We start from the raw sequence: 13,366 nt of genomic DNA, 5'->3' as shown, positions 1-13,366 counted from the left end.
CGATCACAGCACGATGCGGCGGAAGTCCGCCAGCAGCGATGCGAAGTAGACGTTGAAGCGGGCGGCAGACGCGCCGTCGATGACACGGTGGTCCCATGACAGCGACAGCGGGAGCATCAGGCGCGGCTGGAACTGCTTGCCGTCCCACTTCGGCTCGATCTGGCTCTTGCAGACGCCCATGATCGCGACTTCCGGCGCGTTGATGATCGGCGTGAAGTACCGGCCACCGATGCCGCCCAGCGACGAGATCGTGAAGCAGGCGCCGCTCATGTCGGCCGGACCCAGCTTGCCGTCGCGTGCCTTCTTGGCCAGGTCGCCCATCTCCTGGCTGATCTGGACAATGCCCTTCTTGTCGCAGTCCTTGATGACCGGGACCACCAGGCCGTTGGGCGTGTCCGCCGCGAAGCCGATGTGGAAGTAGTTCTTCAGCACCAGCTGCTCGCCGTCGAGCGAGGAGTTGAACTCGGGGAACTTCTTCAGTGCCGCGACCGCCGCCTTGATCATGAAGGCCAGCATCGTGACCTTGACGCCGGACTTCTCGTTTTCCTTGTTCGTCGCCACGCGGAAGGCTTCGAGGTCGGTGATGTCCGCGTCGTCGTGGTTGGTGACGTGCGGGATGACGACCCAGTTGCGGTGCAGGTTGGCGCCCGAGATCTTCTTGATGCGCGAGAGGTCCTTGCGCTCGACCGGGCCGAACTTGGCGAAGTCCACCTTCGGCCAGGCCAGCAGGCCCGGGAAGGCGCCACCAGCCGCCGCGGCCGGAGCCGGTGCGGGCGCTGCAGCCTTCTGGGCCGCCGTCTGCACGGCACCCGCCATCACGCCCTTCACGAAGCCCTGGATGTCGGCCTCGGTGATGCGGCCCTTCGGACCGGAGCCCTTGACCTCGGCCAGCGGCACGCCCAGTTCGCGGGCGAACTTGCGCATCGACGGCGAGGCGTGCGGGAGGTCGAACTTCTGCACGGTCGGGTCGTGCGCCGGCACCGCCGCCACGGCAGCAGCGGGAGCCGCCACCGGTGCGGCAGCGGGCACGGCCGCGGCAACCGCCGGCGCGGCCACCGGCGCCGGCGCCGCCGCCGGAGCGGCCGGTGCAGCCGCACCCGCCACGCCGTCGAGCACGACGATCAGCGAGCCCTTCTTCACCTTGTCGCCCAGCGCGACCTTCAGTGCGCGCACCACGCCCGCGTGGCTCGACGGAATCTCCATCGACGCCTTGTCGGACTCGACCGTGATCAGGCTCTGCTCGGCCTTGACCGTGTCGCCGACCTTGACCATCAGCTCGATGACCGCGACTTCGTCGAAGTCACCGATGTCGGGCACGAACACCTCGACCGGACCCGCGGCAGCCACCGCCGCCACGGCCGGAGCCGGTGCGGGTGCTGCCACCGGAGCGGCGGCAGGCGCTGCCACCGGCGCAGCAGCGGGAGCGGGCGCCGCAGCGGCCGCGCCGGCCACCTCCAGCATCACCACCACGCTGCCTTCGTTCACCTTGTCGCCCAGCGCGACCTTGAGTTCCTTCACCACGCCGGCGTGCGACGAGGGAATCTCCATCGAGGCCTTGTCCGACTCCACCGTCAGCAGGCTCTGCTCCGCCTTGATGGTGTCACCCACCTTGACGAGCACCTCGATGATCGCCACGTCCTTGAAGTCGCCGATGTCCGGGACTTTCACTTCGATCAATGCCATGTCGTGTCTCCGTGTACTGGAAATGCTGGCGTACGGTCAGGCGTACAGCGGGTTGATCTTGTCGGCCTTGATGCCGTACTTGGCAATCGCTTCGGCGACCTTGGCGACCGGCACCGTGCCTTCATCGGCCAGCGCACGCAGGGCAGCGACGACGATGTAGTGGCGGTTGATCTCGAAGTGCTCGCGCAGCTTGGAGCGGAAGTCGCTGCGACCGAAACCGTCGGTGCCCAGCACCTTGTAGGCGCGGCCCTTCGGGACGAAGGCGCGGATCTGCTCGGCGTAGGCCTTCATGTAGTCGGTCGAGGCGATGACCGGACCGGCGTGCGGCTGCAGCTGCTGCGTGACGAAGGGCACCTGCGCCGGCTCCATCGGGTGCAGCAGGTTGTAGCGCTCGGCGGCCTGGCCGTCGCGGCCCAGCTCGTTGAAGCTCGGGCAGCTCCAGACGTTGGCGGCCACGCCCCACTCTTCTTCCAGCAGCTTCTTCGCGGCGATCGATTCACGCAGGATCGTGCCCGAGCCCAGCAGGTTGACACGCGGCGTCACCGCCTCGGCACCCTCTTCGAGCAGGTACATGCCCTTGATGATCTGCGCCTCGGTGCCGGCGGTCAGGCCGGGCATCGGGTAGTTCTCGTTCAGCAGCGTCAGGTAGTAGAAGACGTTTTCCTGCTTCTCGACCATGCGCTTCAGGCCGTCCTGCATGATCACCGCGACTTCGTGGGCGAAGGTCGGGTCGTAGCTGATGCAGTTCGGGATGGTGCCGGCGAGGATGTGGCTGTGGCCGTCCTCGTGCTGCAGGCCTTCGCCGTTCAGCGTGGTCCGACCGGACGTGCCGCCCAGCAGGAAGCCGCGCGCCTGCATGTCGCCCGCCGCCCAGGCCAGGTCGCCGATGCGCTGGAAGCCGAACATCGAGTAGTAGACGTAGAACGGGACCATGATCCGGTTCGACGTGCTGTAGCTGGTGGCCGCGGCGATCCAGCTCGACATGCCGCCGGCCTCGTTGATGCCTTCCTGCAGGATCTGGCCGGCCTTGTCCTCGCGGTAGTACATCACCTGGTCCTTGTCGACCGGGGTGTAGTTCTGACCAGCGGGGTTGTAGATGCCGACCTGGCGGAACAGGCCTTCCATGCCGAAGGTGCGCGCCTCGTCGACGAGGATCGGCACCACGCGCGGGCCGAGGGCCTTGTCGCGCAGCAGCTGCGTCAGGAAGCGGACATAGGCCTGGGTCGTCGAGATCTCGCGGCCTTCGGCGGTCGGCTCGATCACGGCCTTGAAGGTCTCCAGCGAGGGCACGGTGAAGCTCTCGTCGGCCTTGGTGCGGCGGTGCGGCAGGTAGCCGCCCAGCGCCTTGCGGCGGGCGTGCAGGTACTGCATCTCCGGGGTGTCGTCGGCGGGCTTGTAGAACGGGATGTTCGCCAGCTCGCTGTCCGGCACGGGGATGTTGAAGCGGTCGCGGAAGGCCTTGATGTCCTCGTCGATCAGCTTCTTGGTCTGGTGGACGGTGTTCTTGCCCTCGCCGACCTTGCCCATGCCGAAGCCCTTGACGGTCTTGATCAGCAGCACCGTCGGCTGGCCCTTGTGGTGGACCGCAGCGTGGTAGGCCGCGTAGACCTTCTGCGGATCATGGCCGCCGCGCTTGAGGTTCCAGATGTCGTCGTCGGACATCTTGGCGACCATTTCCAGCGTGCGCGGGTCCTTGCCGAAGAAGTTCTTGCGCACGTAGGCGCCGTCGTTGGCCTTGAAGGACTGGTAGTCGCCGTCCAGCGTGTCCATCATCAGCTTGCGCAGCGCGCCGTCCTTGTCACGGGCCAGCAGCGCGTCCCACTCCTTGCCCCACAGCAGCTTGATGACGTTCCAGCCGGCGCCTCGGAACTCGCCTTCGAGTTCCTGGACGATCTTGCCGTTGCCGCGCACCGGGCCGTCCAGGCGCTGCAGGTTGCAGTTGATGACGAACACCAGGTTGTCGAGGTTCTCGCGGGCCGCCAGGCCGATCGCGCCGAGCGACTCGACCTCGTCCATTTCGCCGTCGCCGCAGAAGACCCAGACCTTGCGGTTCTCGGTGTTGGCGATGCCGCGGGCGTGCAGGTACTTCAGGAAGCGGGCCTGGTAGATCGCCATCAGCGGGCCCAGGCCCATCGAGACGGTCGGGAACTGCCAGAACTCGGGCATCAGCTTCGGGTGCGGGTAGCTGGAGAGGCCCTTGCCGTCGACTTCCTGGCGGAAGTTGAGCAGCTGCTCTTCGGTCAGGCGGCCTTCCAGGTAGGCGCGGGCGTAGACGCCGGGCGACACATGGCCCTGGATGTAGAGGCAGTCACCGCCGTGGTTCTCGCTCTCGGCGTGCCAGAAGTGGTTGAAGCCGGCACCGAACATGTGGGCCAGCGACGCGAACGAGCCAATGTGGCCGCCGAGGTCGCCGCCGTCTTCCGGGTTGTGGCGGTTGGCCTTCACGACCATCGCCATCGCGTTCCAGCGCATGTAGGCGCGCAGACGCTCCTCGATCTCGATGTTGCCGGGGCAGCGCTCTTCCTGGTCCGCCTCGATGGTGTTCACGTAGCCGGTGTTGGCCGAGAACGGCATGTCGATGCTGCTCTCTCGCGCGTGTTCCAGCAGCTGCTCCAGCAGCTGGTGGGCGCGCTCGCCACCTTCGGCCTGGATGACCGCGGACAGGGCATCCAGCCACTCGCGGGTTTCCTGGGGATCGGAGTCGGGGTTGGCTGCACCGGGCAGGCCTTGGGGAATTGCAGACATGGTGTCTCCTCGTTCTGCAGCGTCAGGGGGTTGAGCGTCGATTCCCATCTGAATCGGCGTCCAGTTGCACCCCTCCATCGGGGTATGGGGCGGAAGTCTCGCACATTGGGCGACAGATTTCAAATGGCGCGCAACGTTTTCATTATGTGAAATACGCAGGGGCATTTACGGCAATTCAGCCGCAGGCTGGCCGCAACGATAATTCCCGGATGCCTCTGTCTCTTCCCAACCGTCCGCCCGCGCTGGGCGGCCGAACCCGACCGCTGCGGCGCCTGTGGTCCTGGTGGCGCCGCCAGTCACCTTCGCGTCAGGATCGCATGGCCACGCTGGGGCCCCTGCTGTCGGTGCTGCTCTTTCTCGCGGCCATCATCGCGGCATTCTGGTATTTGCGGACTGAAGAAATCGACCGGGAGGTCGAGTCCGTCAAGCGCGATGCCGAACTGGTGCAGCAGCAGATCCGCCTGCGCCTGATCGACAACCAGGAGCAGCTCGTGCGGCTGGCGCGCGAGGTGGTCACGCACACGATCGACCGGGATCAGCTGCTCGGTCAGGCCGAGGCCCTCGTGCGCGAGCGCCCGGAAATGGTCAGCCTGACCTGGCTGTCGCAGAACCGGCAGGTCGTGGCCCGCCACGTCTCGCCCGATCTGGTGGCAGCCATGCCGCGCCTGGGCACACCCGGCACCAGCGACCAGACCGAGGAGCCGCGCCAGCGCGCCACGCTGGACGCCTTCACCGACGCCAGAGAAACGCGCCTGCCGGTGTATTCGCGCCCCTTCCGGCACGCGGACCGCCTGATCGTCTTCCAGGTGCACGTGCCGCTGATCGACCACGGCAACTTCGCCGGCACGCTGGTGGCCGAATACGCCATCGATTCGCTGCTGCGCTACTTCGTGCCGGCCGAGGTGTCGCGCCGCCGGGTCATCTCGCTGCTGGATGCCGAGGACGAGGTGATGGTCAGCACCGTGAGCGGCCGGCCCGGCCGACCCAGCCCGGGCCTGACCTACACCGTGCCCTTCGCCCCGGTGGACCACGGCGTGACGCTGCGTGGCGAGGGCTACCGGACCTCGGTGGGCCTGGTCGGCAACACGCTGTTCTGGATGGTGCTGGCCCTGTCGGCGCTGACCTTGTGGATGCTGTTCGGCACCTGGCGCCACATGCGCCGGCGGCTGCAGATCCAGGGCGCGCTGGTGCAGGAGACCAACTTCCGCCGGGCGATGGAGAACTCCATGCTCACCGGCATGCGCGCGATGGACAAGGACGGCCGCATCACCTATGTCAACCCCGCCTTCTGCGCCATGACCGGCTTCACCGAGGCGGAGCTGATCGGCCGGATGCCCCCCTATCCGCACTGGCCGCCCGAGCGCATGGAAGAAAGCTCGCGCCTGCTCCAGCAGGAACTGGCCGGCCGCAGCCCCGCGGGCGGCATCGAGGTGCGGGTGCAGCGCAAGGACGGCACGCAGTTCGATTCGCGCATGTACGTCTCGCCGCTGATCGACTCGCGCGGCCACCAGACCGGCTGGATGACCTCGATGACCAACATCACCGAGGCCAAGCGCATCCGCGACCAGCTCACCGCCTCGCACGAGCGCTTCACCACCGTGCTCGAAGGGCTGGACGCGGCCGTGTCGGTGCTGTCGGTGCAGACCGGCGAGCTGCTGTTCGCCAACCGCACCTACCGGCTCTGGTTCGGCGGCGACGCCCACTGGCACACCCTGCTGGCCGGACGCCCGCCCAAGTCCGTGGACGAGCTCGGCGACGCCATCGACGGCATGACCGGCCTGCCCACCGCCGACCTGGAAGATGCGGGCGCCGATGCGCGCGAGGTCTTCATCGACCTGCAGCAGAAGTGGTTCGACGTGCGCGCCCGCTACCTGCAATGGACCGACGGCCGGCTGGCGCAGATGCTCATCGCCACCGACATCACCGCGCGCCGGCGCATGGAAGAGCAGACCGCCCACCAGATCGAGCGCGCCCAGGCCACCAGCCGGCTGGTGACGATGGGCGAGATGGCCTCCTCGGTGGCCCACGAGCTGAACCAGCCGCTGGCCGCCATCAACAACTACTGCAGCGGCATGCTGACGCGGCTGCGCGCCGGAACGCTGAAAGAGGAAGACCTCGTCTCCGCGCTGGAAAAGACCTCGAAGCAGGCCCAGCGCGCCGGCCAGATCATCCACCGCATCCGGCAGTTCGTGAAACGCAGCGAGCCCCAGCGCCAGGCCACCCGCGCCGCCGACATCGTCGACGACACGCTGGAGCTGGCCGGGCTGGAGCTGCGCCGGCGCAACGTGGCGATCCACAGCTATGTGGCGCAGCGCCTGCCGGTGCTGCAGGTCGATCCGATCCTGATCGAGCAGGTGCTGCTGAACCTGCTGAAGAACGCCGCCGAGGCCATCGACAACGCCCAGATGCCGCCCAAGCGGCGCACGATCGAGCTGCGTGTCGTGCCGCGGCACACCCCGGAAATGGGGGGCGTGATCGAGTTCAGCGTGACCGATGCGGGCCCGGGTCTGAAAGACGACGTCAACCACCGGCTCTACGAGGCCTTCTTCTCCACCAAGGCCGATGGCATGGGCATCGGGCTGTCGCTGTGCCGCGCGATCATCGAGTCCCACCAGGGCAGGATCAAGGCGGAGAACCTCTACAATGCCGAGAGCATCACAGGGTGTCGTTTCTCCTTCATGCTGCCCGTCGGCACCGCCGGCGATCCCTCCAAAACCTCAGAAATCCACTGAACCCGCATGAGCCTGATCCCCAAAAAAGGCACCGTCTACGTCGTTGACGACGATGAAGCAGTGCGCGATTCGCTGCAGTGGTTGCTCGAAGGCAAGGACTACCGCGTCAAGTGCTTCGACTCCGCCGAAGCCTTCCTGTCGCGCTTCGATCCCCGCGAAGTGGCCTGTCTGGTCGCTGACATCCGCATGGACGGCATGAGCGGCCTGGAGCTGCAGGACCGCCTGCTGGAGCGCCGCAGCCCGCTGCCCATCGTCTTCATCACCGGCCACGGCGACGTGCCGATGGCAGTGACGACGATGAAGAAAGGGGCTGAAGACTTCATCGAGAAGCCCTTCAAGGAAGACGAGCTGGTCGGCCTCGTCGAGCGCATGCTCGACCGCGCCCGCAGCGCCTTCTCGACGCACCAGGAGCAAGCCAGCCGCGACGCCCTGCTCGCCCGCCTGACGACCCGCGAAGCGCAGGTGCTGGAGCGCATCGTCGCCGGCCGCCTGAACAAGCAGATCGCCGACGACCTGGGCATCAGCATCAAGACGGTGGAGGCGCACCGCGCCAACATCATGGAAAAGCTCAACGCCAACACCGTGGCCGATCTGCTGAAGATCGCCCTCGGCGCCACGGCCGCGGCAGCCAAGGCCTGACCCGGCCGATCCCGCGTCGCACCACCCCGCACTGCAAGGCCGCTGTCCAGCGGCCTTTTTCATTCCAAGGAAACTTGTGCCCATGACCGCCCCCGCCCAGCTCATCGACGGCAACGCGCTGTCCAAGCAACTCCGCGCCGAAGTGGCGCAACGCGCCGCCGCCCTGACGGCCCGCGGCACGACGCCCGGCCTGGCCGTGGTCCTCGTCGGCGAGAACCCGGCCAGCGCCGTCTACGTGCGCAACAAGGTCAAGGCCTGCGCCGACAGCGGCCTGCACTCGGTGCTGGAGAAGTACGACGCGACGATGACCGAGGCCGAGCTGCTCGCCCGCATCGACGCGCTGAACAACGACCCGAGCATCCACGGCATCCTCGTCCAGCTGCCCCTGCCGAAGCACATCGACGACCACAAGGTCATCGAGGCCATCTCGCCGCTGAAGGACGTGGACGGTTTCCACATCGCCTCGGCCGGCGCGCTGATGGTGGGCGAGGTCGGCTTCAAGGCCTGCACGCCCTACGGCTGCATGAAGATGCTGGAGTCGATCGGCATGAAGGACCTGCGCGGCCAGCACGCGGTGGTGATCGGCCGCTCGAACATCGTCGGCAAGCCGATGGCCATGATGCTGCTGGCCGCCAACGCCACCGTCACCGTCACCCACAGCGGGACCAAGGATCTGGCCTTCCACACGCGCCAGGCCGACATCGTGGTCGCCGCGGTCGGCAAGCGCAATGTGCTGACGGCCGACATGGTCAAGCCGGGCGCGGTGGTGATCGACGTGGGCATGAACCGCAACGACGAAGGCAAGCTCTGCGGCGACGTGGACTTCGACGGCGTTCGGCAAGTGGCGGGCTGGATCACCCCGGTGCCGGGTGGGGTCGGGCCGATGACCATTACGATGCTGCTGGTCAACACGATCGAAGCCGCGGAACGCGCTGCTGCCAGCGCCGCCTGAGGCACACCGCCCAACGCACTCCATAACCATGACCGACACGACCTCCACGAACCCCCTGCTCTGCGCCCAACCGCTGCCCCTGTTCGACGCCATCCGGCCCGAGCACGTCACGCCGGCCCTCGATGTGCTGCTGACCGACGCCGAGGCGGCGCTCGAAACCGCCGTGGCACCCGACACCCTGGCCGACTACGACACGCTGTCGAAGGTGCTGTCGGTGGCGACCGAGCGGCTGGGCTGTGCGTGGGGGGCGGTCGGTCACCTGAAGGGGGTCGCGGACACGCCAGAACTGCGCGCCGCGTTCAACGAGAACCTGCCGCGCATCACCGAGTTCTATACGCGCCAGGGCGCGGACGAGCGGCTCTACGCCAAGTACAAGGCGATCGCCGCCAGCCCGTCGGCCGCGACGCTGAGCGCCCCGCGCCAGCAGGCGCTGTCGCACTGGCTGCGCGACTTCGTGCTGTCCGGTGCCGAGCTGCAGGGCGAAGCCAAGGCCCGCTTCGCCGCGCTCCAGGAGCAGATGGCCGACCTGGGCCAGAAGTTCTCCGAGCATGTGCTGGACGCGACCGACAGCTTCACGCACTACGCCACGACCGACGAGCTGGCCGGCGTGCCCGACGACGTGAAGGCCGCCACCCGCGCCGCCGCTGAAGCCGAAGGCAAGGACGGCCACAAGCTGACGCTGCACATGCCGGTCTACCTGCCGGTGATGCAGTACGCCGACAACCGGCTCTTGCGCGAACAGCTCTACACCGCCTACGTCACCCGCGCCTGCGAAGCCGGCCCCGCCGAGCGCGACAACGGCCCGGTGATGGCCGAACTCCTGCGCCTGCGCCAGGAAGAGGCGACGCTGCTGGGCTACCCGAGCTACGCCGACGTGTCGCTGGTGCCCAAGATGGCCGAAAGCCCGGCGCAGGTGCTGACCTTCCTGCGCGACCTCGCCCGCCGTGCCCGTCCGTATGCCGAGCGCGATCTGGCCGAGCTGCGCGAGTTCGCGGCGACCGAGCTGGGGCTGACGGACCTGCAATCCTGGGATTCCGCCTACGCCAGCGAGAAGCTCAAGGAAGCCCGCTACGCCTTCAGCGACCAGGAAGTGAAGCAGTACTTCACCGAGCCGAAGGTGCTCGACGGCCTGTTCCGCATCATCGAGACGCTGTTCGAGGTGGCGATCCGCCCGGACACGGCGCCGGTCTGGCACCCGTCGGTGCGCTTCTACCGCATCGAGCGCGCTGGGCAACTCATCGGCCAGTTCTACCTCGACCCGTATGCCCGCCCCGGCAAGCGCCCGGGCGCCTGGATGGACGACGTCAAGGGCCGCTGGCTGCGCCCGGACACCGGTGTGCTGCAGACGCCGGTCGCGCACCTCGTCTGCAACTTCTCGACGCCGGTCGGCGACAAGCCCGCGCTGCTCACGCACGACGAGGTGCAGACCCTGTTCCACGAGTTCGGCCACGGCCTGCACCACCTGCTGACGCAGGTCAGCGAGCTGGGCGTGTCGGGCATCTCGGGCGTGGAGTGGGACGCGGTCGAGCTGCCGAGCCAGTTCATGGAGAACTTCTGCTGGGAGTGGGAGGTGCTCAAGCACATGACCGCCCATGTGGAGACGGGCGAGCCGCTGCCGCGCGTGCTGTTCGACAAGATGACGGCGGCCAAGAACTTCCAGAGCGGGATGATGACGCTGCGCCAGGTGGAGTTCTCGCTGCTCGACATGCGCCTGCACGCCGAACCGGGCAGCGACGCGCGTGTCCAGCAGATCGTGGACGAGGTGCGCGGCGAGGTGGCGGTGATGAAGCCGCCCGCGTTCAACCGTTTCCAGCACACCTTCTCGCACATCTTCGCGGGCGGCTACTCGGCCGGCTACTACAGCTACAAGTGGGCCGAGCTGCTGAGCGCGGACGCCTGGAGCGCGTTCGAGGAAGAAGGCGTACTGAACCCGGAAACGGGCCGCCGCTACCGGCGCGAGATCCTGGAAGCAGGCGGCGCGCGGGATGCGATCGACAACTTCAAGGCGTTCCGTGGGCGCGAGCCGAACATCGACGCCTTGCTCCGACACCAAGGGATGGCAGGATGAACCAGCACATGAAGCGCTTCGCTGCACTGACCGCCGGGGTGGCACTGGCCACGCTGGCCAGTTGCGCCTCAACCCCCAGCACCCCGCTGCCCACCGTCCCCGCCGTCGATCTGGCCCGCTACGCCGGCGCCTGGTACGAAGTCGCTTCGCTGCCCAACCGCTTCCAGAAGCAGTGCGTGGCCGACACCCAGGCCCGCTACCGCCAGACCGGCGCCGACATCGAGGTCGTCAACCGCTGCCGCACCGCCGATGGCAAGGTCGACGACATCACCGGCGTCGCCAAAGTCGTCCCCGACAGTGGCAACGCCAAGCTGCGGGTGAGCTTCTTCCGGCCGTTCTACGGCGACTACTGGATCCTCGCGCTGGGCGGGGGTGCGGACTACGGCTGGGTGCTGGTGGGCGAGCCGACGCGCAAGTTCGGCTGGGTGCTCTCGCGCACACCCACCATCGCGCCGGCCGATCTGGAAGCCGCCCTGGCCCGCGCCGAAGCACTCGGCTACGCGCGGTCGGCGTTCAAGAACACGCCGCAGACCCGTCCGCTGGATTGACGTGGACGGCGGTACCAGGCAGTTCGAACTTACGATGGCGGCAGCCTGCGTTTCACGCACGACACGCACTTCACGAGGATCGACATGTCTGCCTTGATGCACCTGATCTACAGCAGCGCCGCCACCCAGGTCTTCACCCCGGAAGACCTCGCGGCGCTGCTCGCGCTGGCCCGAAAGAAGAACGCCTCGCTGGCCGTCACCGGCATGCTGCTGCACATCGACGGCAGCTTCCTGCAGGTGCTGGAAGGTGAGCCGGAGGCCGTGGACGGCATCTTCCGCACCATCTCGGCCGACCCGCGCCACACCCAGATCGTCACCATCATCCGCGAGCCCATCCCGCGCCGCGCCTTCAGCGACTGGAGCATGGGCTTCGCCGAGGTCACGGCCGAGGAGCTGGCCGATCTGGACGGCGCCAACGACTTCTTCACCGGTGGCGCCTGCCTGACCCGGCTCAACTCGGGCCGCACCAAGAAGCTGCTGGGCGCGTTCAAGGAGGGCCGCTGGCGCAGTCGCCTGTCGAGCGCCTCGATGGCGGCATCGGCCGCCCGCCGCGAGCCGGCCCTGCGCGAGCGCCCACCGATCTCGTTCGCCTTCCAGCCCGTCTACGACGCCAGCGAGCACACCATCGTCTCGCACGAGGCCATCGTCTGCGGACCGGATGGCGGCCCACCCGACGCTGCCCTGAACCAGTGCCACACCGCCCAGGACCGCGCGCGGCTCGACATGGAAGCCCGCGTGCTCGCCATCGGTCTGGCGGCCCGGCTGGCCCTGCCCACCGGCCTGACGCTGAGCCTGCGCGCCCACCACGCCGACCAGGCGGCCCAGGCGCTGCGCTCGGTGCTCGACACCGCCACGCAGTGCGGCATCGAGGCCGACCGCATCACCATCGCCATCGACCAGGACCAGCTGATCGGCGATCCGATCGCCTTCGCGTCGATCATCCAGCAGTACCGCGGTGCCGGCCTGAAGATCTGCGTCGACCACTTCGGCGCCGGCCGCTCGGGCCTGAGCCAGGTCGAGACCTACCAGCCCGACAGCATCGCGCTGGACGAGAACCTGGTGCGCGACATCGCCTCGAACGGACCGCGCCAGGCCATTGCGCGGGGCATCATCCAGACCTGCGACGACCTGGGCATCGACGTGATTGCCCGGCACGTGTGCATCCCGGCCGAATACGACTGGTTCCGGCAGGAAGGCGTGTCGCTCTTCCAGGGGCCGCTGATCGGCGCGCCGAAGTTCGAGACACTGACGCGCGATCTGCCCTCGCCGGCACAGTGGCTGCCATGACCCGCCTGCCGCAGTTCACGTTTGCCTTCCAGCCGATCGTCAACGTGGTCAGCGGCGAGATCGCGTCCTACGAGGCCCTTGTGCGCGGCCCGAATGGCGAGCCGGCGTGGCAGGTGCTGACCCAGGTGGGGCCGCTGGACCTGCATGTGCTCGACCTGCAGCTGCGCATCGAGGCCATCCGGCTGGCGTCGATGCTCGGTGGTCCGTGCAACCTGAACCTGAACCTCATGCCGCGCAGCCTGGACCTGTCGGCAGAAGCCATCACCTCCACGCTGGAGATGGCCGAACGCTGCGGCATGCGCGCCGACCACATCACGCTGGAGATCACCGAGGGCGAGATAATCGACGACCTGAAGCGGTTCGCCGAGATGGTCAACAACCACCGCAGCTCCGGCGTCCACTTCGCGATCGACGACTTCGGGGCCGGCTACGCGGGCCTGAACCTGCTGGCCGAGTTCCAGCCGGACTCGATCAAGCTGGACATGTCGCTGGTGCGCGGCATCGAGAGCCGCGGCCCGCGCCAGGCCATCGTGCGCGGCATCCACCGCACCTGCACCGACCTGGGCATCGACGTCATCGCCGAAGGCGTGGAAACCGAGGCCGAGTACTGGTGGTTCCGCCAGGAAGGCATCGAGCTGTTCCAGGGCTACCTGTTCGCCCGGCCGGGCCTGCGGCAGATGCCCCTGGCCTTCTACCCGCCGTCGGCCTGAGC

The 13,366-nt window shown here is 67.8% G+C and carries 9 protein-coding genes; 7 read left to right on the top strand and 2 right to left on the bottom strand.

Features of this window, described 5'->3' with window-relative positions:
* Positions 1 to 3 precede the first annotated feature (3 nt).
* Together aceF and aceE are read right to left on the bottom strand one after the other, a co-directional pair.
* Positions 4 to 1,683: a dihydrolipoyllysine-residue acetyltransferase gene (gene aceF / locus BDD16_RS14265; protein ID WP_179634563.1), complete on the bottom strand. Its 1,680-nt coding sequence runs from the start codon at positions 1,681 to 1,683 to the stop codon at positions 4 to 6.
* A gap of 36 nt (positions 1,684 to 1,719) precedes the next feature.
* Positions 1,720 to 4,428: a pyruvate dehydrogenase (acetyl-transferring), homodimeric type gene (aceE, locus tag BDD16_RS14260; RefSeq protein WP_179634562.1), complete on the bottom strand. Its 2,709-nt coding sequence runs from the start codon at positions 4,426 to 4,428 to the stop codon at positions 1,720 to 1,722.
* 209 nt (positions 4,429 to 4,637) lie between these two features.
* Here aceE and BDD16_RS14255 point away from each other — a divergent pair, with 209 nt between their 5' ends.
* The 7 genes from BDD16_RS14255 (at position 4,638) to BDD16_RS14225 (ending at position 13,364) form a co-directional block, all read left to right on the top strand.
* On the top strand, positions 4,638 to 7,160 hold the full coding sequence (locus BDD16_RS14255) for a PAS domain S-box protein (RefSeq protein ID WP_179634561.1): 2,523 nt from the start codon (positions 4,638 to 4,640) through the stop codon (positions 7,158 to 7,160).
* Between the two features lie 6 nt (positions 7,161 to 7,166).
* Entirely contained in the window at positions 7,167 to 7,799 is a 633-nt protein-coding gene (locus BDD16_RS14250; protein WP_179634560.1) for a response regulator transcription factor, read from the top strand.
* Between the two features lie 82 nt (positions 7,800 to 7,881).
* Positions 7,882 to 8,751: a bifunctional methylenetetrahydrofolate dehydrogenase/methenyltetrahydrofolate cyclohydrolase FolD gene (gene folD / locus BDD16_RS14245; RefSeq protein WP_179634559.1), complete on the top strand. Its 870-nt coding sequence runs from the start codon at positions 7,882 to 7,884 to the stop codon at positions 8,749 to 8,751.
* A gap of 28 nt (positions 8,752 to 8,779) precedes the next feature.
* Entirely contained in the window at positions 8,780 to 10,819 is a 2,040-nt protein-coding gene (locus BDD16_RS14240) for a M3 family metallopeptidase (RefSeq protein WP_179634558.1), read from the top strand.
* Complete coding sequence (locus BDD16_RS14235; RefSeq protein ID WP_246332554.1) at positions 10,816 to 11,367, top strand: lipocalin family protein; 552 nt, start codon at positions 10,816 to 10,818, stop codon at positions 11,365 to 11,367. Before BDD16_RS14240 ends, BDD16_RS14235 begins: the two co-directional genes overlap by 4 nt.
* A gap of 84 nt (positions 11,368 to 11,451) precedes the next feature.
* On the top strand, positions 11,452 to 12,654 hold the full coding sequence (locus BDD16_RS14230) for a diguanylate phosphodiesterase (RefSeq protein WP_179634557.1): 1,203 nt from the start codon (positions 11,452 to 11,454) through the stop codon (positions 12,652 to 12,654).
* Positions 12,651 to 13,364, top strand: a complete 714-nt coding sequence (locus tag BDD16_RS14225) for an EAL domain-containing protein (RefSeq protein ID WP_179634556.1) — start codon at positions 12,651 to 12,653, stop codon at positions 13,362 to 13,364. The genes BDD16_RS14230 and BDD16_RS14225 overlap by 4 nt, the downstream gene beginning before the upstream one ends.
* The last annotated feature ends 2 nt before the right edge of the window (positions 13,365 to 13,366 follow it).

This window comes from Sphaerotilus montanus, assembly GCF_013410775.1.
GTDB classification, from domain to species: domain Bacteria; phylum Pseudomonadota; class Gammaproteobacteria; order Burkholderiales; family Burkholderiaceae_C; genus Sphaerotilus; species Sphaerotilus montanus.
This window is presented reverse-complemented; position numbering and strand designations above follow the sequence as displayed.

What these genes read in the sequence shown, in the direction of transcription:
- BDD16_RS14230 (WP_179634557.1), top strand. Translation starts at nt 11,452, where the DNA reads ATGTCTGCCTTGATGCACCTGATCTACAGCAGCGCCGCCACCCAGGTC.
- BDD16_RS14255 (WP_179634561.1), top strand. Translation starts at nt 4,638, where the DNA reads ATGCCTCTGTCTCTTCCCAACCGTCCGCCCGCGCTGGGCGGCCGAACC.
- BDD16_RS14235 (WP_246332554.1), top strand. Translation starts at nt 10,816, where the DNA reads ATGAACCAGCACATGAAGCGCTTCGCTGCACTGACCGCCGGGGTGGCA.
- BDD16_RS14240 (WP_179634558.1), top strand. Translation starts at nt 8,780, where the DNA reads ATGACCGACACGACCTCCACGAACCCCCTGCTCTGCGCCCAACCGCTG.
- BDD16_RS14250 (WP_179634560.1), top strand. Translation starts at nt 7,167, where the DNA reads ATGAGCCTGATCCCCAAAAAAGGCACCGTCTACGTCGTTGACGACGAT.
- BDD16_RS14225 (WP_179634556.1), top strand. Translation starts at nt 12,651, where the DNA reads ATGACCCGCCTGCCGCAGTTCACGTTTGCCTTCCAGCCGATCGTCAAC.
- aceF (WP_179634563.1), bottom strand. Translation starts at nt 1,683, where the DNA reads ATGGCATTGATCGAAGTGAAAGTCCCGGACATCGGCGACTTCAAGGAC.
- folD (WP_179634559.1), top strand. Translation starts at nt 7,882, where the DNA reads ATGACCGCCCCCGCCCAGCTCATCGACGGCAACGCGCTGTCCAAGCAA.
- aceE (WP_179634562.1), bottom strand. Translation starts at nt 4,428, where the DNA reads ATGTCTGCAATTCCCCAAGGCCTGCCCGGTGCAGCCAACCCCGACTCC.